This window comes from Vibrio sp. ArtGut-C1, assembly GCF_002105475.1.
Lineage (GTDB): Bacteria > Pseudomonadota > Gammaproteobacteria > Enterobacterales > Vibrionaceae > Vibrio > Vibrio diabolicus.
The window spans coordinates 19,076-39,026 of the sequence record NZ_NCTH01000014.1; the positions used below are offsets into that span (position 1 = coordinate 19,076).

Genomic DNA, 19,951 nt, shown 5'->3' on the forward strand with positions numbered 1-19,951 from the left:
AGCCAATCTAAAACCTTAACGTCGCCATACGAAGAGTATTAATAAGGCGAGAACGTGTCTCGCCTTAGTGCCAATTGATTTCGTTTTACGCAAACCCCATCATATGAGCTGCGATAACGACGACACTCGACAGGGTAAAGAGTAATAGGATAAATCGCCAGCAGAATTTTGCCCAATCACCCCAGTCGATGCGGCAAACACCAAGCGTTGCCATCAAGGATGCTGAAGTAGGGACGATAACGTTGGTAAAGCCATCTCCAAGTTGGAATGACAAAACGGCAACTTGGCGCGTGACACCTGCAATATCCGCCAATGGTGCTAATAAAGGCATCGTCAGTGCCGCTTGTCCAGATCCGGAAGTAACGAAGAAGTTGAAGATAGATTGGAATACATACATTAACCATGCCGCAGCTACGTCAGGAAGCCCACTGATCACGCCGCCAGCACTGTTCAGAATAGAATTCAGTACACTCGCTTCATCAGTCGTACCGCCACCTAGGATAAGTAACACACCTTTCGCACAACCAACCAATAGAGCAGGAGCAAGCATAATAGCCGCCCCCTCCTTAAACGCATCGGCTGCGCAGTTGAGCGTCATACCGTTTAAGCGAAAAATCGTACCGATGATCGCGACAACAAAGCCCATAGTGAAGAATTGAGAAGCGATTTCTGGGATGTACCATGCGTTAGCGACTACGCCCCAAACAACCCATACTGTGGTCGCGATGACCGTAAGAATGACGAGTGTATCGCCGATATTCCAACGAGAATCTTGATTGCCAAGCTCTTGCTGACGGAAGTATTTGTCTGTGCGGTGACTGTAAGAAAGTTCTGGGTTTGACTTCACTCGAGCGGCGTAGAGCATTGTGAAAGCGATACCGATTAACGTAAAGCCAACCCATAACCCCATGCGCACAGTCATGCCGGATAAAACAGGTACACCCGCAATGCCTTGTGCAATAGCGACGGAGAAAGGGTTCATCCAAGAAGTAGCGAAGCCAATTTGAGTCGCAACATAGGTCACCATTACCGTAGTGATACCATCATAACCAAGGCGAACCATAAGCGGAGCGATAATAATCGCAAATGCTACGGCTTCTTCACCCATACCAAATACCGCACCGCCCAGAGAGAACAGCAAAAATAGCACTGGAATGAATAGCGCTTCGTTACCTTTGGTCTTATCGATAAGGCGCAAGATACCGTTGTCGATGGTGCCTGTTCGCATTACAACGCCGAAAGCACCACCGATAACCAACATGAACATAATCACGCCGATCGCGCTACCCCATTTAGAGCCTGAAACTAGCCCTTCGAAAGGGAAGTTCATGAGACCAATGCCACCACCAGAAGCAAACAGGCCAACCTTGTTGTAAACCAATTCACCGTTTTCGTCGGTTGCATAAGAGAAAGAAGATGGATCGATAACCGTGCGAGTTTTTTCTGCACCATCGACCATATAAGTCACTTGCTGACTGTCAAAATGGCCAGCAGGAATTAAGTAGGTAAGAATCGCAGCGAGAATACCAACAATGAAGATCAAAATGAGGGTATCTGGCATCTGCCATGATTTGGGTGTAGCAACCGAGTCCGTTGGTTGCGCATGTGTGTGAGACATAACTTACTTCACGTTAAATTCAATGAAGCATGAAATATCAATAAACCAGAATAAAAAGTCAATATTAATGGAAATATTGAACTATAAATTCATCAAATATTTGAAGTGAAGTCATTGTGATTATTTTACAAGCAAAGTTTGGTTAAATGTTTTGGCTCGGGGCGAGGGCTCACAAGCTCTTGTTGTGAGCCGAGATAAATAAATCATTTGTCTTGCGTCTGTTCTGCATAAAATGCAGCGACATCACGAAGATCCTCATCATTTAACATTCTTAATTGTGCGCCCATCATTTCGGCAAGCGGCCCTTTACGTTCGCCTGCTTGGTAAGACTTCATCGCATCGTATAGATACTGGGCATTTTGACCTGCAAGATTTGGATAGGCATCATTACCTGCGACGCCTGTTGCACCATGACAATAGACGCAGCTAGGGGATTTGATTTTACCTTTATCAGCATCACCAAAAGGCGCGGCATGGCTAGCGGAAGAGAAAATAAGAGAGGTTAGAAGTACAAATCTGAACATGAAGATTGTCTATTCGCTAAAAAGTCATATCGATACAATAAAGCTTCCCCTTAGGGGAAGCTCAATGATCAAAATCAAACTAAAGCAGAGATTTAATGCTTGATAAGAAATTGTCGATATCTTGCGCTGAAATGTCTTTATGAGTCACGAAACGAATGGGGTTTCCAGGTGTTATCGTGATATTTTGTTCCTTTAGTTTCGCAGCGATATTTACTATGTCCACTTGAGGATCAAGCTTCGCGAATACGATATTCGTTTGAACAAATTCAGGGTTGACTGAAAAACCAGGCAGTTCAGCTAAACCTTCCGCTAAGGTTTTTGCGTTGGTATGATCTTGTTTTAGCTGTTCCACTTGTTCGGTAAGGGCGAGTTTGCCTGCTGCGGCAAGAATACCCGCTTGACGCATACCACCGCCGACCATCTTTCTTAAGCGACGTGCTTTTGCGATGTACTCTTTGCTACCAAGCAGTAACGAACCAACAGGGGCAGCCAAACCTTTCGACAGACAAATCGTCATTGAATCAAAATACTGACCGATTTCTTTTACCGGAACATCAAGCGCAGCGGCTGCATTAAAAACGCGAGCGCCGTCGAGATGCATCTTCAAATTGTTCTTATTCACGAAGTCACGAGCTTCTGCTAAGTAAGACAGAGGCAGCACTTTACCATTAATCGTGTTTTCTAAGCTGAGCAGCTTGGTACGAGCAAAGTGACAATCATCTGGCTTAATCGCCGCTGCCAGTTTATCAAATGGGAGTGTGCCATCTGGGTTATTTTCGACTGGTTGAGGTTGAATTGACCCAAGTACTGCTGCGCCGCCAGCTTCGTACTTGTAGTTATGTGCTTGCTGCCCACATAGATATTCATCTCCGCGTTCACAATGCGCCATTAGGCCGAGCAGATTGGCTTGCGTGCCTGAAGTGGTAAACAAAGCCGCTTCGAATCCTGCAAGCTCTGCGGCAAACTCCTCAAGCTCATTGACCGTAGGGTCATCACCATAAACATCATCCCCAACGGTGGCCTTAAACATGGCCTCTCGCATGGCTTGGGTAGGCTGTGTAACGGTATCTGATCGAAAATCCATGAATGTCTCCTTGGTCAAAGTCCTAAATATATCCGCAAAGGCGCGCTTTGCTTAAACAAGCGATCGTTTTGGCATCGGTAATTGTGCCATCAATAATCTTGTCTTCGAGTTGTTGGAGTGACAAGGTAACAACCTCAATCACTTCATCTTCATCACATTCGTAACGGTTGGTTTGGCTGAGCTTCTCAGCAACAAATAGGTACTGTATCTCATCACAAAATCCGGCAAGGGGAGTGACTTGGCCGAGAGAGGTAAATTTCTCTGCACTATAGCCCGTTTCTTCTTCTAGCTCTCTTTTCGCGCAGCAGAGAGGGTCTTCATTGCCTTCTCTTGTACCAGCAGGAAGCTCCAAAAGCCATTTATTAAGTGAAGGGCGAAATTGATGGACAAGGACTATCTCTCCTTCCGTTGTAATAGGGAGAATCACCGCAGCGCCCGGATGATGGATTGTGGTGTGCGTAATTGCCTGTCCTGTAGGAAGCATAACCTCTTCTTCAATCAGAGAAATTTGCTTCCATTTATGAATTATTTTGCTCATGCAGTTATTAACCCTAGCTGTTACCGCATTTTGACGTTTTTCGACATTAACCACAAATGGTGGGAAACAAAAGCAAAAAATGTTGCAACACAACGAAAGCGTTTGCACTTTCAGTGAGCTGTATCTCATAAATGGAAACTTTGATTGCTGGCTAAAGAAGGGGGTAAGCATCTGCTATAAGGGGAATTCAACAAAATACATTTGTAACAAAGTTATAACAAGTGTATAAAAATGTTAACGCAATACCAGTTCAGCAGCCGGAGAACGTATGACACAAACCTTATTTGCCTCAAATGCCGAAAAAGCGCTTCTCTCAGAACGCATCAACAAGTTGGCTAAAGCGTTAACGGATGGCGTTTATGAACGCGAACATACCATCAAGCTCTGCCTCCTTGCGGCACTTGCTGGTGAAAGTGTTTTTCTTTTAGGCCCACCTGGCATTGCAAAAAGCTTAATTGCCAAGCGACTTATCCAAGCGTTCGATAATAGCAGTTACTTTGAATACCTGATGACGCGATTCTCAACACCTGAAGAAGTTTTTGGGCCACTGAGTATTCAAGAACTCAAAGATAACGGTCGTTATGTTCGCTTAACTAAAGGGTATTTGCCAACCGCACAAGTCGTATTTTTAGATGAAATCTGGAAGGCGGGCCCCGCCATTCTGAATACATTGCTGACAGTGGTCAATGAGAAAACGTTCAAAAATGGCAGCGATATTGAGCGTGTGCCAATGCGTTTGTTGGTATCGGCGTCCAATGAACTGCCAGATGAAGACAGCGGTTTGGATGCACTCTATGATCGCATGTTGGTGCGCGTGTTTGTGAATCGAATTCAGAATAAACAAAACTTTAAGTCGATGTTGACGGTAGGCACGTCACAAGAGGCACAAGTGCCAGAAGGGCTAGCAATAACAGATGAAGAATATCATCAATGGCAACAGCAGCTCGACAAGCTGACGCTAACCGATAATGCATTCGAGAAGCTTTTCCAGCTTAAAACGATGTTAGAAAGCAAAGTCGAAGCTCAGTTTGGCGATGTCGCTAATACCGACATGTATGTGTCTGACCGCCGCTGGAAGAAAGCCGTGAAATTGCTAAAAGCGAGCGCGTTTTTTAATGGACGCGATGAAATCAACCCACTTGATCTACTGTTGCTGCAAGATTGTTTATGGAACAGCCCTGAATCGCGAGACGTGGTACGCGAAGTGGTACAAGAGTTCGCCCTAAAATATGCATTTGACCAACAAGACGCCGAACAGGAAATTGAATACTGTCGCGAGTCTTTGGTCGATGTTCAGCATGAGCTTGAAGATGTCTACCGCATGACGTTAACGTCTGAAGCGGCAACGGGTATTCTGCGCAAAGAAACCATGCGTTTTGATACCTCTAAAGCTAAGACCTACAAAGTTGGCGCAGCCGTTAACTTAGTTAAACTGGTTATTTTGCAAAGCAACATGTCGGTTTCAGAATCAGAGAAAGGCGATAGCCGCTGGGTTTACGTGCCAAAAGATGAACTAAATCGAGTCATCAAAGAAGGACACGGTGATGTGTATGGCTACGTCAATCAAAACACCAACATGTGTCGTTTACGATTTGATGTTGATGCCGCAAATAACCTAGTTATCCGTGATATCGCAAACCGAGGCATTCTGGTGAGCTTAGTGACTCAAGAGGGCTTGGATGTAGAGCTTTACCAAAAGTGGTTAACGCAGAGTGAAAAAGCCGTAAATCAACTCAGTGAAGCAGAGCACCATATGCGCAAGGTAAAAGCGAATTTCCATGATGCGCTTCCGCATAGCTTTGTTGATCCTGAATTACCACGCCTAATGGAGTCGAGTCTGCAGCAGGTCAGTCAGAGACTTGAGTCTATCCAAGCTGAAAGCGAGAAAGTTATCCAACGCTTTAAAAACTTACATCAGTTTTTCTCATAAGGAGACGACATGCTAGGTGCAGACGGACTTAACCTCGCGCTGATGGTAGCCGACTCTGGCATCATCGATAGCGCAGTTAATGATTTAATGGCGCGTTCACAAGTCATGATGATGGCAGAAAACCGAGGCGTTAAATCTTCAGTCAAAGGCCACTTATTAAAGTGGAGGGGCAGTGTTAAAAAACGGATTACCAAGGTATGTGAGACAGAGCGTTTCCAACAAGAGCTGTCTTTATATCAAGAGGTCATTCACTGGGATGAAGAGGCGTTTTTCGAAAACATCGAAGATGTGATTAAAAAGCTTGAGTGGCACTCCGCTTTTTATATGCAGGCTCGCCGAATGATGGAGAAGAACAAGGGGATGAATAATCCCATGTTCCCACATTACTTCTGTGATCAATGGTACCAAAGCCTAGCCGATGCGATTAAGCAAGCGCAAGTAAGCGAGCTTGAGGCCAATAAAGAGAAAGTGCTGAATGACCTGTATCAGCGTATGGAGACCATGCGTAATATGGATAAGGTCACGGAGTCGGGTGATGCTGAAAGTGTAGGGCGCTTATGGGATATGGCATCTGCCAAGTTGAGCAAAACTGACTTAACAGTGATGAAACGCCATGCGGAGTTTCTGAAGAAGCACCAAGGCTTGCAAGAAATAGCCGAGCAACTTGGCCGTATGGCGGGGCAAGTGAATGATCCCGAACTTAACCGCGCGCCTACTGAAGAGCTACAAATGATCGAAGAGAAGAGTGATGAAGCGACAGATGATATTGTCGGCATTCACGAAAGCGATGATTTAAATAAGCTACTTCCCAACGAAACGATGTTTTTGGCGTATCCTGAACTCGAAGTCGTGTTCTATAAACACTTAGTCGATAAACGACTTATGAACTACCGTACACAAGGCAAATCGCGCACGTTACGTAAAGTTAAAGCTCACCGACCTGACAACAAAGCGGTAGATATCGAAAAAGGACCGTTTATTGTGTGTGTGGACGCGTCCGGCTCCATGAGCGGGTTTCCTGAGCAATGCGCCAAAGCCATGGCTTATGCTCTGATGCAAATCGCATTAGCGGAGCAACGTGACTGCTATGTCATTATTTTTTCGACGGAACACATTACGTACGAGCTAACCAAACAAGATGGTCTGCGCGAGGCGGCGGACTTTTTAACTTATAGCTTCCATGGTGGTACAGACTTAGAGCCAACTTTGATCAAATCTATCGACTTGATGAGCGGTGATAAGTACAAAAATGCCGATATGGTGGTCATTTCCGACTTTATCGCGCCAAAACAACAAGACGAGTTGCTTGCCAAAGTGGATGCGCTTAAAGTGAAGAAAAACCGTTTTCACGCGATCAGCCTATCTAAATACGGAAACCCAGCATTAATGTCGATGTTTGATCACACGTGGTCCTATCATCCTAATGTTGTGGGCAGGTTGCTTAAACGGGTCGGTAATTACTAAGTGGTATTGAAATTCTATTGAGTAAAACGTACAGAAAGCTAGATTTATATTGCTTCGTTTTAAGCCGATAAGATCGAACTTTGGTCTAATTGGCTTAAAAGAAATCAAACAAACAGAAAATGAAAGATTTTTGTTTGACTATCTTCTCTCAATCCGTAAAGTAGCCACCAACGCAACGGGGAAGAGCCCTGAAGCGAAGTAAAAAAGGCGCCTTGGCAGAGTGGCTATGCAGCGGATTGCAAATCCGTGGACCTCGGTTCGACTCCGGGAGGCGCCTCCATTATTCTTTGAGAGCGAATGGCTTTCGAGAATCAATGCGACACTAGCTCAGTTGGTAGAGCGCAACCTTGCCAAGGTTGAGGTCACGAGTTCGAACCTCGTGTGTCGCTCCAAGCTATTCAGATATGGCAATTGCGGTATCTCGATGCCAAGTGCATCAACTTAAAACCAGCGAAAGCTGGTTTTTTTGTATCTGAATATTGATAAATTTACGCCATCTCAATTTCTTGAACTGTGGGTATAACCCTTGTTTCTTTCGCGATTTATGCTGTTAAGTGTGACCCGATATTTCGCAGATTGACCAATATCCGTTTACAATGTCGGTCTCCAAAGGATTTGACGAAGACGCATGAGAAATACCGACGATTACATCATTTTCTATCACCTGATCGAGCAAGGCTCATTTAGCGCTGCAGCAAGACACATATCATTGACCAAATCGGTTGTCAGTAAACGCATCGCGAAGCTTGAGCAAGAGCTTGGTGTACAGCTTCTTTACCGAACAACGCGAACGTTAACGTTGACGGAGGCAGGGCGAGCGTTCTTTACTCATGCAAAAGCCGTTTATCAAGCGGTGGCAACGGCAGAAGAATCCATTGTGGGGTTAGGTAAGAATTTATCTGGAAACATTAAAGTTTCTGTACCCACTATCTCTGGTGAGTTAATTCTTCCTCAAGTGATCAATGAGTTTAATCAGAAATATCCTGACATCAATATCGATATGGATCTAGATAATCGTTTCGTCGATATCGTGAATGAACGTTTTGATCTGGCAATTAGAACGGGTGTGTTGCCAGATTCTAGTCTGATTGCAAGAAAGCTGGTGGATGCGAATTGGATTGTTTGTGCGTCACCTCAATACCTTGCTAAACATGGCATTCCTAAGCAACCTCAAGCCTTGGATAAGCACAATTGTTTGGTTTATTCCTACCAAGAAACCGGGGCGCGTGAGTGGGCGTTTAAAGACGGAGACGAGGTGTATCAAATTACAGTCGACGGTAACCTCTGTACCAACAACTCTTCGGTATTGAGAAACGTCGCACTGTTGGGGCAGGGAGTCATCTATGTGCCACGTGTCTTGGTTTATGAAGACTTAAAGCAAGGCCGCCTGATTCAATTGTTCAAAGACGAAACCGCCAAATGTTTGGGTATTTATGCGGTGTATCCTTACACTCGTCAACAACCAGAAAAAATTAAGATCTTCATTGATCATCTATACACCAGCTTTCAAAGTCAAAATCATCGATTTTAAGACAATAACTCAACACTAATCGTTATGTTGGTGTTGAGTTATTGTTTCCATCTTCATTTCTAATAATTCTTATAAATTTAGAAGCTTAAGCTTTCTCCTTGTTTTATCACTAATATTGATAACAAGATGCTGCGCACAACTGTTAACAAATGGTTTTGCTATTGTTTCTTTTAAGAAACGGTCTGTTTCTTGCGTTAAATTTTCCGAATGTGAAAGATAAGTGACAGAAAAATAAAAGAATTATTTTGTTTGTTGTCTATTGGTTAAGTGTTGCTCGCCTGCCTGACATAGACGCCGAGAAATGGACTGCTTATAGTGGCTCAAACGCCCATTACCGTCACTAAACGGTGATGTGAGCGAAGTACAATAACTAGAGATACGGATATGAAACAAAAGCAGCTGATTGACGAATTTAAAACTATCGTTGGGGAAGAAAATGTCCTAACCGACGAGGTTAAAACAAAATACTACCGCTCGGGTTTTCGCTCAGGTAGTGGCACTGCGCTTGCTATCGTGTTTCCTAATACTCTTGTAGAACAATGGAAGATCATTAAACAGTGCGTTGAAGCAAACTGCATTATTATTATGCAGGCTGCCAAAACAGGTTTAACAGAAGGCTCAGCTCCAAGTGGTAATGATTATGACCGTGATGTGGTCGTGATCAATATTACCAAAATCAAGAAGATTCACTTATTAGATGGCGGTAAGCAGGCGGTATGCTTGCCTGGTGCAAGTTTGCACTCATTGGAAAAAGAATTGAAGGCGGTGAACCGAGCGCCGCACTCTATCATCGGTTCTTCATCATTAGGTGCCACTGTGGTTGGGGGGATCGCCAATAACTCAGGCGGTGCGTTAGTCAAGCGTGGTCCTGCTTACACGGAGTTGGCGATTTATGCGCAGGTCGATAAGCAAGGCCAGTTACACCTGGTTAATCACCTTGGTATTGAAGGTTTAGGTGAAACGCCAGAAGAAATTCTGACAAACCTGCAAGAAGGAAACTTTGACCCAGCGAAGATCATTCATGACGAGCGAATGGCATCAGACAAAGAATACGATGAACGTGTTCGAGACGTGACTTCTGACATTCCTTCTCGCTTTAATGCCGATGAACGTCGTTTATTTGAAGCCAGTGGCTGCGCTGGTAAATTGGGTGTTTTCGCCGTTCGAGTTGATAGCTACCCAGTACCCGAAAAAGAGCAGGTTTTTTACCTTGGCACCAATGATCCTGCGAAACTGACGAAGCTGCGAAAAGATTTCTTATCTACGTTTGAGAACTTGCCTGAGATGGGAGAATACTTGCATCGAGATATCTTCAACATGGCAGAGAAGTACGGCAAAGACGTCTTTTTATCCATCGACTTGCTAGGCACAGATAAGCTGCCAAAAATGTTTGCACTTAAAGCTAAAGTAGAAAATGTCTTAGAGCGCGTCCCGTTTGTTAGTAAATACCTGCCAGACACCATTTTGTACTATGCAAGCAAGTTGTTCCCACAACATTTACCAGAGCGAATGCTGGATTTCCGTGACAAGTATGAGCATCACCTGGTATTGAAAATGAGTGATGGTGGTATTGCTGAAGCACAAAAATACCTCAAAGAAGTTTGGGCTGTTGAAGACGACTGTGATTTCTTCGAGTGTACGCCGGAAGAAGGTAAAAAAGCTTATTTACATCGCTTTGCAGCAGCAGGTGCAGCAATTCGTTACGAGACGATTCACCGAAAAGACGTAGAAGACATCGTTGCACTTGATATCGCTTTGCGACGCAATGATGAAGAGTGGCTAGAAACTTTACCGGAAGAGGTGAGTAAGAACCTTGTTCAAGCGCTCTATTATGGTCACTTTATGTGTTATGTATTCCATCAAGATTACATTTTCAAAAAAGGGACCGACACGAAGTTGATGAAAAAGTTGATGCTAGAACACCTCAATAGCCGTGGTGCTAAATACCCAGCAGAACATAATGTGGGTCACTTGTACGAAGCTGAAAATTCGCTGCAGAAGTTTTACCACGAGCTAGATCCAACCAACACCTTTAACCCTGGTATTGGCAAAATGGACAAATATAAGCGCAATTGTAACTGCTGTGCATAAGCATTGAATATTCGTCAAGTCAACCTGGTGGAACACTATATGGCCGACCAGGTTGGCTTTTTACTCTTTGACGCTAAAAATCAACTCTATTTCATCATCAAGTCTTCTTCCTGTTGGGGTAAAACCAAGCTTTTGGTAAATATGGAGAGCATTCCCTTCCTCTTTATCCATTGTGGTCAGGGACACGCCTTGTAAACCGATAATGGAAGCGTATCGCTTGCTAAAGTTAATCGCTTGATTTCCCAATCCCTTTCCTTGAAAACGATGGTCAATCATGACGCGCCACACGTACAAATGATCCTTTTGAAAGTGATCATCGAACTTGTCGAGTAGTCTTGGATCGATAAGAGAGATGAGCCCAGCTGGCTTGTCGTCTAAATAAATGCCGTAACTGACGCTATCGTCGTTGAAACTCGCCTCTGCAAGCCATTCTGCGTTATTAGCAATGAGATGTTTTTGGGACTCTTCCACGGAGAGGTCGATAATGTCATCGATGGTGTTACCGTTTATTTTTAAAAAGCTAACGTTATTCATGGTAATCTTCCTTGGATAGGTATTTATCTAAAACCATTTGCGCAACATAAAGATCTTGATAGGCAATTCCTGAGCTATCAAAAATAGTAGTGTCGTTTTTGTTCCTTTCTTTTAATTGAAGCTTGTCACCGATCTGATAGATCTCTTTATCTGGCGCATGCTGGAACTCACCAACCGTTTTGGACTGAGATAAATAGTCACAGTAGAGGGTGGCGTTCTCAAATAGCGATGGTGGAAGTTCCTGTTTTCCTATTTTATCTGCTCCCATTGCAGAAATATGAGTTCCAGGTTTTACCCATGAAGATTCAAACAAAGGAGCGGTGGACGCTGTAACGGTAACAATAATATCTGCGCTTTCACAGGCTTCTTGAGCGGATTTGATGTCTGTTGTTAACCCTTCTTTGCTTAGCTCTTGCGCTAGTAGGTTGGCGTTAGTCTGATTTCTACCAACAATCAGGACTTTAGATAGATTCCTAACTTTTGAAATGGCAAGCGCTTCGTATTTAGCTTGATGACCTGTGCCAAATAACGCGAGTACAGATGAATCTTGTCTCGCCAGTAGATCAACAGCGATGGCATCAGCTGCTGCAGTTCGGTAGGCATTGACCAAACTTGCTGACAAAATGGCTTTCATTTCCCCCGTATCCGGTGAAAGAAGAAAGATATGAGTACCATGGTTTGGTCGCCCAAACTGATTATTGCAGGGCCAATAGCTTCCCATTTTCCAACCAAGTAATTGATTTGTGCATGCTGATTTGAGTGAAAACATTGAGCCTTCGATCTGGCCTGATGCGTTAACGACCGGAAATATTGATGAGTGCTGATCTTGTACTGAAGAAAATGCCGCTTTGACCGCTTTGTATGCCAGTTCGTGAGAAATTAACGCTGCTGTCGTTTTTTCATCTAGATAAATCATGTTTACCACCCTGAAACACGTTGCCATTGCTCAATTTGACCCTCGACCAAGTCAAAGACATAGTATTTACTGTGCATCGCGCTTGTAGAACATGCATGATTTGGGACGATGTGTACTCTAGAACCAATGGGAAAACATTCGAAGTCGATCTCGCTTCCAGAAGCCACTTCGAGTATGCCGTGCTCTTGATTTACCTGCACGACTTTCAGTATTTGATTCTCTTGGCCGTTCGGTTGGAGAACCACGCCATAACATTGTTCGTCATGGCCTTTATCTAAAGAAAGAGCCATCCAACCAGCATCAACAAATATTTGCCCCCTCGATTTGTTGTGTCCAATAACACTACTTACTACTGAGATTGCGATATCGTTTAAGGTACACACTCCAAGCCGATGCATCACTAAGTCAAACAACGAATAGACGCCAGCTCTGACTTCTGTGATTCCACTTGTGTTTGTGTATGAGCATGCCGTCGGGGTAGACCCCACGCTGACTATATCGCAGTAAATCCCAACCGACTCGAGGCGTTTCGCTGCAAGTTGTGCAGTCGCTACTTCATTACTGGCGGATTGGTTTAACGCTTCTCGAGACTTACAGTGGTAAGACTCACCTGCGTGGAGCATCACCCCTTTAAAATCGGCCAAACCCTTATCTAAGCTATTAGCCATTGCAATTAGGGCTTCGGAATCTGCACTTACACCACCTCGGTGTCCGTCGCAATCAATCTCTATCAGACAGCTAATAACACACCCACGTTTTTGACAGTAGGTGTTAACGAAATCGACTTGTTCCATGCTATCAAGTAAAACCACAATACTCATACCACGTTTCAGTAGCAGTTCGACTCGCAATAGCTTTTCTTTTGATATGCCAACAGCATAGAGAATGTCTTTACAACCATAACTGGCAAGCTGTTCTGCTTCTTCAAGGGTGGATACAGTGATTGGATCCTCTATAGAGTCAATTAAGTACGGAAGCGCATCTAACGATTTTACTGTCTTAAAGTGGGGCCTCAGTGGTGTGCCTAGTTTCGACATATGGCTGCGCATTTGAGTAAGGTTGCTCAAAAATTTTTGTTTGTCCAAATAGAGAAATGGTGTGCCAATAGCATTGTATTGTTTTTCTAAATTAGGGTGTTCTGTATGCTTAATCATTTCATTTACCTAAGCTTGCAAAGTGAAATTAACTATTGATGAAATGATTATGAAGTAGGAAGAAGTTGAATTATATTAACAAAAATCTACTTATACATTAGGTTGGAAGTTAATGTTAACGACAGAAGATATTCGATTTCTTGTGGTAGTTTCTAACCATAGGACATTGGCAGATGCGGCTCGTGCGCTCAATATAACGCCTCCATCAGTCACTCAGCGTATTCAACATATCGAAAAGAAGCTATCGCTTAAGTTACTTCAACGGCCTTCGCGCATAGTTAGCTTAACAGAAGAAGGGCGCGTTTTAGTCGATACAGGTAGTTCTATCCTTGAGGATTTGGATGAACTCACCGATAAACTCAATGAAAGCAGAGGGGATGTCAGTGGTCGTCTAAGAGTATTGGCGCCCCTTGGCTTTGGCAACGATGTGATAGCACCTTTATTAGGTGAGTATAAAAAGCTCATCCGCGCCTAGAAGTGGAGCTAGAGTTATCAGATAAGCCAAACTGGGCCAACCATCATAAATGGGACATTATCATCTACATTGGTCACCTGGCGGATTCCAGCCTTAAGATGGTGAGTTTAGCCCCAAACAAGCGCTTTGTTTGCGCTTCGCCGGAGTATTTATCACGTTATGGACAGCCTGAAACTCCGCAAGATCTTAAGAGGCATCAATGTATTGCGTTGAGAGAAAATAATGAAGATGTCACGTTGTGGAGCTTTACTCATACAGTCTCAGGAGCCATAGAAAATGTTCGAATTCGTCCTTCACTTGCAAGTAATGAGGGCAGAGTGATTAAAGACTGGGCCTTAAGAGACTTAGGGGTCATCATGCGATCTGAATGGGATATTCAGTCACAGATTGATAGTGGTAAATTAGTGCGATTATTACCAGATTACGAGCTTCCAAATGCCGATATTGTTGCCCTCGTGAGTTCTGCTGCGCATGAGAGGTCAGCGCGAGTCACTGGCTTTTTATCTCTACTAAAAGAGCAATGCCAAAAAGCACCGTGGTTAAGTTGAGACTAAGTTGTTATGGTTAGTTTATAAGGCTCGGTTAAGCTCACAATCGAAGAATGTGAGCTTAAGTAATTATCTAGCTGAGGACGGTTAAAGAGCACGTACCGCGGCGGCTGCGATGATGCCAGCTGCAATTGCGGGCAGAGGCTTTTTCACGATGAACATGACGACAGCAGTAGAAAAAAGTGCTGCTCTAGCACCGTTATCACCTTCAACCGCTAGTGGGGCTAAAAGGGCAACTAATACGGAACCTGACATCGCAGTGATGAAACGTTGAACCCGTTCGCTAATTGGAATAAATGACATAACATACACTCCGCCCCAGCGGGTTATGAGCGTGACTAGCGCCATAGCGATGATGATAAGCAGTGTTCCACCTACGCTCGTTTCGATGTTCATGCTTTTTTCTCCTTCCAACAAGCACCTAAGACTCCACCAGTAATAGCGCCAACCACTACGTGGCTATTCTCTGGTAAATACCAATACGCCAACATAGAAGAGGCTGCTGCTGTGGCCCAAATCGCAAAGATTCTTAAGTCTTTCGGCCCTGCCACCACCATAGACAGCAGGAAGCATCCCATAACCATATCGAGTCCGAGGCTCACCGGGTCTTTGATTGCGTTACCAAAATAAATGCCGATCCAGGTGCCGACAATCCAAAACGACCACATCGCTAAGCCGCCGCCAACAAGCAAACCAAAACCTGGTTCTTTTCTACCAAATGCATTGAGTGCCATTGCCCAGTTTGCGTCTGATGCTACCAGCATTACACCGTAACGTTTTTTCGGTGGGAGTTGTCGTAACCATGGATAAAGCGTAGCGCCCATCAAGAGGTGACGAGCATTAATAGCAAATACAGTAATAAGCACTGGAATCAGAGGTACTTCTGCTCCCCACATTTCTAGCGTGGCAAATTGTGAAGCACCGGCGAAGACCAGTGTGCTCATCAACATAGTGGGAAATACATCTAACCCTGTTTGTACGGCGGCAACACCGAATGCGAGGCCAAATATGACCACAAACATGGACAGAGGTAAAAGTTGGGTGAAACCGTTCCACACGTCGATCCGGGTAAATTCGTGCAACTCAGATGAGGAACGCTGAAGATGTTGAGTATTTTCTGTCATAGAGATACCTAGCCAGCAGGCAAAAAGGGCAGTGCCATATGAATGCGTTTGTTATTCTTTTGTAAACTTCATGTTTAACATCAATTGAAATGGCTTTCAAACACTAAGTGCTATATAAAAAAACAAGTATACCTGAACGATTTTAAGATGAAGGGGTTAGAGGATTTGTCACTTGCTAGGGTTCAAGGAAAGTAACGCAACGCAAATAGCAAGCTCTGTTCAATTGAGAAGAGCACGGATTGTTACAGATTAGTATATGAGTAGGAAAGCGAGCACGAGGCTCGCTTTTTCGTTCTGTTACGAATAACTGAAAGGGTTTATTTTACGTAGACACGAGGGTTCGCAGTACCCCAAACCGTGTATAGTTCTGGGAAGATGACCTCTGCATGTTTTTCCATTTCTGCTGCCGAAATCGTTTTGCCTTGCTGAGAGCCAAACAGTACAACTTCAGAACCAGGCTCAACATCTTTGATACCTGTAACATCAACCATGGTGGTGTTCATTGAAGCCACACCTGCAACTTTTGCTCGTTGGCCATTGATCAGTACTTCTGCCGTATTGCCCATTTTTCGTGGGTAGCCATCAGAGTAACCAACAGGAATGTTCGCCATTAGACTTTCTTTGCTCGTTTTGTAGCTGCTGTCGTAACCGACAGTGCTATTTTTTGGCAGGTGGTGAACGGATGCCACGCGTGTTTTGAAAGACACGATAGAAGGGTACTCAGGGTTGGTTGGCAGATCACCGTATAAAACGCCACCAGGACGAACCATATCAAGCTGTGCTTCAGGAACATTAAGTGCAGTGTAAGAGTTGGCCACGTGCAGCAAAATATCTTCGCGTTTTAGGCTCGCTTCTTTAATCAGCCATGCAGAGCTGTCTTTGAACGAAGATAACTTTTGACGAACTTCGTCTGCATTGTAGTTAGGGAAATGAGTCATGATGCCAACAATATTAACGCCATCTTGTTGAGCGATTTCTAGCGCTTCTTTCTTGCCCGCTTTTGTTGTCATATCAACGCCATTTCGTCCCATACCACCGTCGTTAAGAGCAAGGTGAACTTTGATTTCTTTATCCGCTTTCTCTGCTAGCTTAGACAGTGCTTTGGCTTGCTCTGCAGTACCAATCAGCTCTTCGATATTTAGGTCGATTGCGGCTTCGATCTCGCCAATATCCGCCGAGCGTACACGCATAAGTTGACCTTTAAAGCCACTGTCGCGCACGGTCTGTGCTTCGGCGTTACTTGCAATGGCAACGCAAGGAATTTGTTGTTCGATAATAGTCGGCATCAGGCCTGCGATGCCATTACCGTATGCGTCGGCTTTCATCACGGCGCAGATTTTCGTTTTGCCATCCATGTGCGACTTGAACTGCTCAATATTATCGCGGAATTGACCTAAGTTTATTTCCAGCCAAGCGTTAGCGCCTTGAACTTGCTCTGCTTTTACTACAGTGTTGCTAATTTGAAGAGGGGCAGCATTAGCTTGCATCGCAGGAGCAACGGTTGCAGCAGCGATAGTCAGTGATAGTAAGGTTTTATTTAAGCGCATAAAGTCTCCGTACGCGTTTTTTGTATTGGTTATGTTATTGAGTACTTGGGGAAAGTACCTGACGAAGTAAAACGCTCCAAGTAGTGCTTTGGAGCGTTTTTGAAGATCATGATTCAATATACCTAAATATATCTCAGTGATTGCACTCAATTTGCGCAAATCGAGTTTGATTCAATATCAACTGAGTTTAACTCAGTTTAAAGCGGCTCATTACATCTTTAAGAGAAATTGACAGCTGGCTTAGCTCACGACAAGCCTGTGCGGTTTGCTCTGAGCCCTGTGATACTTCTTGAGATGCCAAGTGTATGTTTTCAATGCTGCGGTTAAGCTCTTCTGCAACAGAGTCTTGCTGGTTACAAGCCGTGGCGATTTGGGTGCCCATGTCTGAAATATCAGAAATCGAGTGTTCAATGTCGCTCATCAGCTGTTTTGATTGAATGCCTTGCTCTGCACATTCTGAGATACTGGTTCTAGAAAGTTCTGTCGCAGATTTCGCGTCTTTTGCAAGCGATTGTAGCTGTTCAATGATCGACGTAATTTCGCTGGTTGAATCTTGCGTACGGCCTGCAAGTGTTCGAACCTCGTCCGCAACCACGGCAAAACCGCGACCAGACTCACCAGCACGCGCAGCTTCAATGGCTGCATTAAGCGCAAGTAGGTTGGTTTGATCGGCAATGTCACGGATAACATCAACAATAACGTTAATTTTATTTGATTGCTGTTCAAGCTCTGCCACAGTATCGCCCGCAGCACCAATTACGTTTGAAACTTCATGAATCGCGTCAACCATGCCTTGCGTTTCACGAACACCGTGTTGTGTACGACGGTTTGCTTCGTTAGCTTGGTTCGCTGAATCTTCAGTATTACGTGCAACATCGGCTACTGCTGCTTTCATTTCTGTCATTGCCGTAGCAATGTGCGTGATTTGCAGTTGTTGATCTTTCATACCAGACGCAGAAATATCAGAGATTTGATTCATCTCTTCTACTGCACTGCTTAACTGTGTGACCGCAGCAATCACGTTGTCGATAACTTGGCGCAAGTCATCTTGCATCTTAGTGGTCGCATCTGCCAGCTCACCTAGCTCGTCATTGCCGATGGCTTTACGATCGATGTCGTTTGATAGGTCACCTGTTGCGATGGCATTTGCTTGCTCGACAACAAGTTTTAGTGGGCCACAAATAAGGCGTGTCAGCACGTACGTCATGCCTACCATGATAAGCAGAATAATCACGTTGCTTGCAATTGACGAGTTACTCAATCCATTTACAGAAGAAAGAATATGAGTTTTGTTACTGTCCATAGCATTTTTAAGTAGACGGATCAGTTCACCGAGCTCAGAGTCAACCGCTTCGAAAGCAGGTAAAGAGTTCGCCAAAATAGGGTGGGCCTTGCTTTTGTCGTTGGCTAGCATCGCTTCGTTGTACTGATCCATAGTGACCAAGTACTTTTTCCACTGACGCATAAGGCGCTGGTAAGTTTGTTGCTCTTCACCAGGCCAAATCGTTTCACCGTAAGAATCGAGCTCTTTGCTGATCTTTTCACGTTCGCGAATGTTGCTGGCAATTTTGTTTCTGATTTGGTCTGCGTCTTCATAAGTGTATGTCGCAAACTGAGCACGGCGCCAGCGAGACAAGTGATCTCGGATCGAATCTACTCTTTCCATAGCAGGAAGCGTATCATCGGTATAGTTTAAAAGCTCAGATTTAATGCTTTTGAGCTCTGTAGATAAAAATACGCCAAACGCAATGTTGACGATGGCAATGAGTAAAAACGATAGCGATATCTTTTTCGCTATAGAAAGATTCTTGATAGACATTAGTGATATACCTTGTTTTTCTTATGGTGTGTCGCCAAAGTAAACCACGTCCTTATATGTGATATATGTCCATTAAATTACTGCAACGAGTGTAAGCTATCATTATTTATTGATATTTTCGATAATGAATTGAGCTTTTTTTGAAAATAAAAAATGTCAATGATTTTATAAAGGTACGACCACATTCGATGCAAAGTTATCGGTAACAAAATATGATATTTCGTGTGAAATAGTGCCAAGAGTAGGGACTCCAATTGTTACAGATGTTACCGAGCTGAAGAGAGTGGTGACTACGATCCGCGTTAGTCAGGCGTTTACAAGCTAAGCAGTTACGGGCATCAACATGTGTGTGATTTAAAGTTGATGAAAGCTAACGAGTGTTTCTTGGCCTAATTGAATGCCAATTGTACCGTCTGGATCGCTTTTTAAGCACTTAAATCAAAAAGATAAAATTTATTGTTGACCAGATAAATTAATCCGTTAAAGTACGCCTCGTTCTCACGGCAAAGGTCGCTGAGACAGATGGTGTCTAACCCATCGCATGATTGCGTTGCCCTGGTGGTGGAATTGGTAGACACAAGGGATTTAAAATCCCTCGGCGTTCGCGCTGTGCCGGTTCAAGTCCGGCCCGGGGCACCATCAACATCTTTGGTAACAGAGATATAAAAATCAGAAAGGCGCCTTGGCAGAGTGGCTATGCAGCGGATTGCAAATCCGTGGACCTCGGTTCGACTCCGGGAGGCGCCTCCACTATTTCGAAAGCCAGTCTTAAATGACTGGCTTTCTTCGTTTTAAATCCATCATTCTATACTTGTTCACGCTTCTCTAAATTCCTCCCATGTTTTGATCACCATTCAATATTTTCAATGCACTAGTCATTGATTTTATAAATGTTAAATAACTCAATAATTGTATAGGGTGATTGGTGCTAATTTCTCTTCGATTGTAATCCGAACTTTTTGTATCACAGGCAGCAACTTGACTAGCGTGACCGTTGGCAATGCTTGGTGTGTATGAGCAGAAAGGAGGATTTTAGTCCTTAACGTGAGAGAAA

The 19,951-nt window shown here is 44.1% G+C and carries 17 protein-coding genes and 4 tRNA genes; 10 read left to right on the forward strand and 11 right to left on the reverse strand.

All coding sequences use genetic code 11. The features are described 5' to 3' along the window. Positions 1–85: 85 nt before the first annotated feature. The 4 genes from yfcC to B7360_RS13615 form a co-directional block, all read right to left on the reverse strand. Positions 86–1,618 (reverse strand): putative basic amino acid antiporter YfcC, encoded by a 1,533-nt coding sequence (gene yfcC, locus B7360_RS13600; protein ID WP_085343751.1) that lies wholly within the window; start codon positions 1,616–1,618, stop codon positions 86–88. A 203-nt stretch (positions 1,619–1,821) separates the two neighbouring features. After that, complete coding sequence (locus B7360_RS13605; RefSeq protein ID WP_005396401.1) at positions 1,822–2,142, reverse strand: cytochrome c; 321 nt, start codon at positions 2,140–2,142, stop codon at positions 1,822–1,824. Between the two features lie 79 nt (positions 2,143–2,221). Beyond that, positions 2,222–3,226, reverse strand: coding sequence for a low-specificity L-threonine aldolase (gene ltaE, locus B7360_RS13610; RefSeq protein ID WP_085343752.1), 1,005 nt, complete (start codon positions 3,224–3,226; stop codon positions 2,222–2,224). Positions 3,227–3,248: 22 nt separating this feature from the next. Continuing rightward, entirely contained in the window at positions 3,249–3,764 is a 516-nt protein-coding gene (locus B7360_RS13615; RefSeq protein WP_005396403.1) for an NUDIX hydrolase, read from the reverse strand. A 268-nt stretch (positions 3,765–4,032) separates the two neighbouring features. Between B7360_RS13615 and B7360_RS13620 the strand changes: the two genes are divergently transcribed. The 6 genes from B7360_RS13620 (at position 4,033) to dld (ending at position 10,780) form a co-directional block, all read left to right on the forward strand. Continuing rightward, complete coding sequence (locus B7360_RS13620) at positions 4,033–5,694, forward strand: ATPase RavA domain-containing protein (protein WP_085343753.1); 1,662 nt, start codon at positions 4,033–4,035, stop codon at positions 5,692–5,694. A gap of 9 nt (positions 5,695–5,703) precedes the next feature. Continuing rightward, positions 5,704–7,158, forward strand: a complete 1,455-nt coding sequence (gene viaA / locus B7360_RS13625; protein WP_085343754.1) for an ATPase RavA stimulator ViaA — start codon at positions 5,704–5,706, stop codon at positions 7,156–7,158. A gap of 206 nt (positions 7,159–7,364) precedes the next feature. Beyond that, positions 7,365–7,438 (forward strand) — tRNA-Cys (locus B7360_RS13630). A 36-nt stretch (positions 7,439–7,474) separates the two neighbouring features. Then, positions 7,475–7,550, forward strand: a tRNA-Gly gene (locus B7360_RS13635). 236 nt (positions 7,551–7,786) lie between these two features. Beyond that, a complete protein-coding gene (locus tag B7360_RS13640; protein WP_085343755.1) occupies positions 7,787–8,689 on the forward strand; it encodes a LysR family transcriptional regulator in 903 nt (300 codons plus the stop codon). A gap of 384 nt (positions 8,690–9,073) precedes the next feature. Further along, the gene (gene dld, locus B7360_RS13645; protein WP_085343756.1) at positions 9,074–10,780 is read left to right on the forward strand and encodes a D-lactate dehydrogenase; all 1,707 of its coding nucleotides are present in this window, start codon (positions 9,074–9,076) and stop codon (positions 10,778–10,780) included. 60 nt (positions 10,781–10,840) lie between these two features. Here dld and B7360_RS13650 read toward each other — a convergent pair whose 3' ends face one another. The 3 genes from B7360_RS13650 to B7360_RS13660 are packed head-to-tail and all read right to left on the reverse strand — an operon-like array spanning position 10,841 to position 13,384. Further along, positions 10,841–11,314: a GNAT family N-acetyltransferase gene (locus tag B7360_RS13650; RefSeq protein WP_046875380.1), complete on the reverse strand. Its 474-nt coding sequence runs from the start codon at positions 11,312–11,314 to the stop codon at positions 10,841–10,843. Next, the gene (locus B7360_RS13655) at positions 11,307–12,230 is read right to left on the reverse strand and encodes an ornithine cyclodeaminase family protein (RefSeq protein WP_085343757.1); all 924 of its coding nucleotides are present in this window, start codon (positions 12,228–12,230) and stop codon (positions 11,307–11,309) included. The genes B7360_RS13650 and B7360_RS13655 overlap by 8 nt, the downstream gene beginning before the upstream one ends. 2 nt (positions 12,231–12,232) lie before the next feature. Beyond that, positions 12,233–13,384: an alanine racemase gene (locus B7360_RS13660; RefSeq protein ID WP_085343758.1), complete on the reverse strand. Its 1,152-nt coding sequence runs from the start codon at positions 13,382–13,384 to the stop codon at positions 12,233–12,235. Between the two features lie 112 nt (positions 13,385–13,496). Between B7360_RS13660 and B7360_RS25245 the strand changes: the two genes are divergently transcribed. Both B7360_RS25245 and B7360_RS25250 read left to right on the forward strand, forming a co-directional pair. Beyond that, the gene (locus tag B7360_RS25245; RefSeq protein ID WP_254048123.1) at positions 13,497–13,859 is read left to right on the forward strand and encodes a LysR family transcriptional regulator; all 363 of its coding nucleotides are present in this window, start codon (positions 13,497–13,499) and stop codon (positions 13,857–13,859) included. Positions 13,860–13,861: 2 nt separating this feature from the next. Continuing rightward, on the forward strand, positions 13,862–14,407 hold the full coding sequence (locus B7360_RS25250) for a LysR substrate-binding domain-containing protein (protein ID WP_254048124.1): 546 nt from the start codon (positions 13,862–13,864) through the stop codon (positions 14,405–14,407). A gap of 87 nt (positions 14,408–14,494) precedes the next feature. On the opposite strand, the gene B7360_RS13670 is transcribed toward B7360_RS25250, so the two are convergent. The 4 genes from B7360_RS13670 to B7360_RS13685 all read right to left on the reverse strand — a co-directional run bounded on the left by B7360_RS13670 (position 14,495) and on the right by B7360_RS13685 (position 18,897). After that, positions 14,495–14,803 (reverse strand): AzlD family protein, encoded by a 309-nt coding sequence (locus tag B7360_RS13670; protein WP_012842209.1) that lies wholly within the window; start codon positions 14,801–14,803, stop codon positions 14,495–14,497. Beyond that, positions 14,800–15,531: an AzlC family ABC transporter permease gene (locus B7360_RS13675; protein WP_085343759.1), complete on the reverse strand. Its 732-nt coding sequence runs from the start codon at positions 15,529–15,531 to the stop codon at positions 14,800–14,802. The genes B7360_RS13670 and B7360_RS13675 overlap by 4 nt, the downstream gene beginning before the upstream one ends. 317 nt (positions 15,532–15,848) lie before the next feature. After that, positions 15,849–17,078, reverse strand: a complete 1,230-nt coding sequence (gene alr, locus B7360_RS13680) for an alanine racemase (protein ID WP_085343760.1) — start codon at positions 17,076–17,078, stop codon at positions 15,849–15,851. 187 nt (positions 17,079–17,265) lie between these two features. Beyond that, positions 17,266–18,897, reverse strand: coding sequence for a methyl-accepting chemotaxis protein (locus tag B7360_RS13685; RefSeq protein ID WP_012842212.1), 1,632 nt, complete (start codon positions 18,895–18,897; stop codon positions 17,266–17,268). A 552-nt stretch (positions 18,898–19,449) separates the two neighbouring features. Between B7360_RS13685 and B7360_RS13690 the strand changes: the two genes are divergently transcribed. Next, positions 19,450–19,536: transfer RNA gene (locus B7360_RS13690), tRNA-Leu, on the forward strand. Positions 19,537–19,573: 37 nt separating this feature from the next. After that, positions 19,574–19,647 (forward strand) — tRNA-Cys (locus B7360_RS13695). Positions 19,648–19,951: the final 304 nt, after the last annotated feature.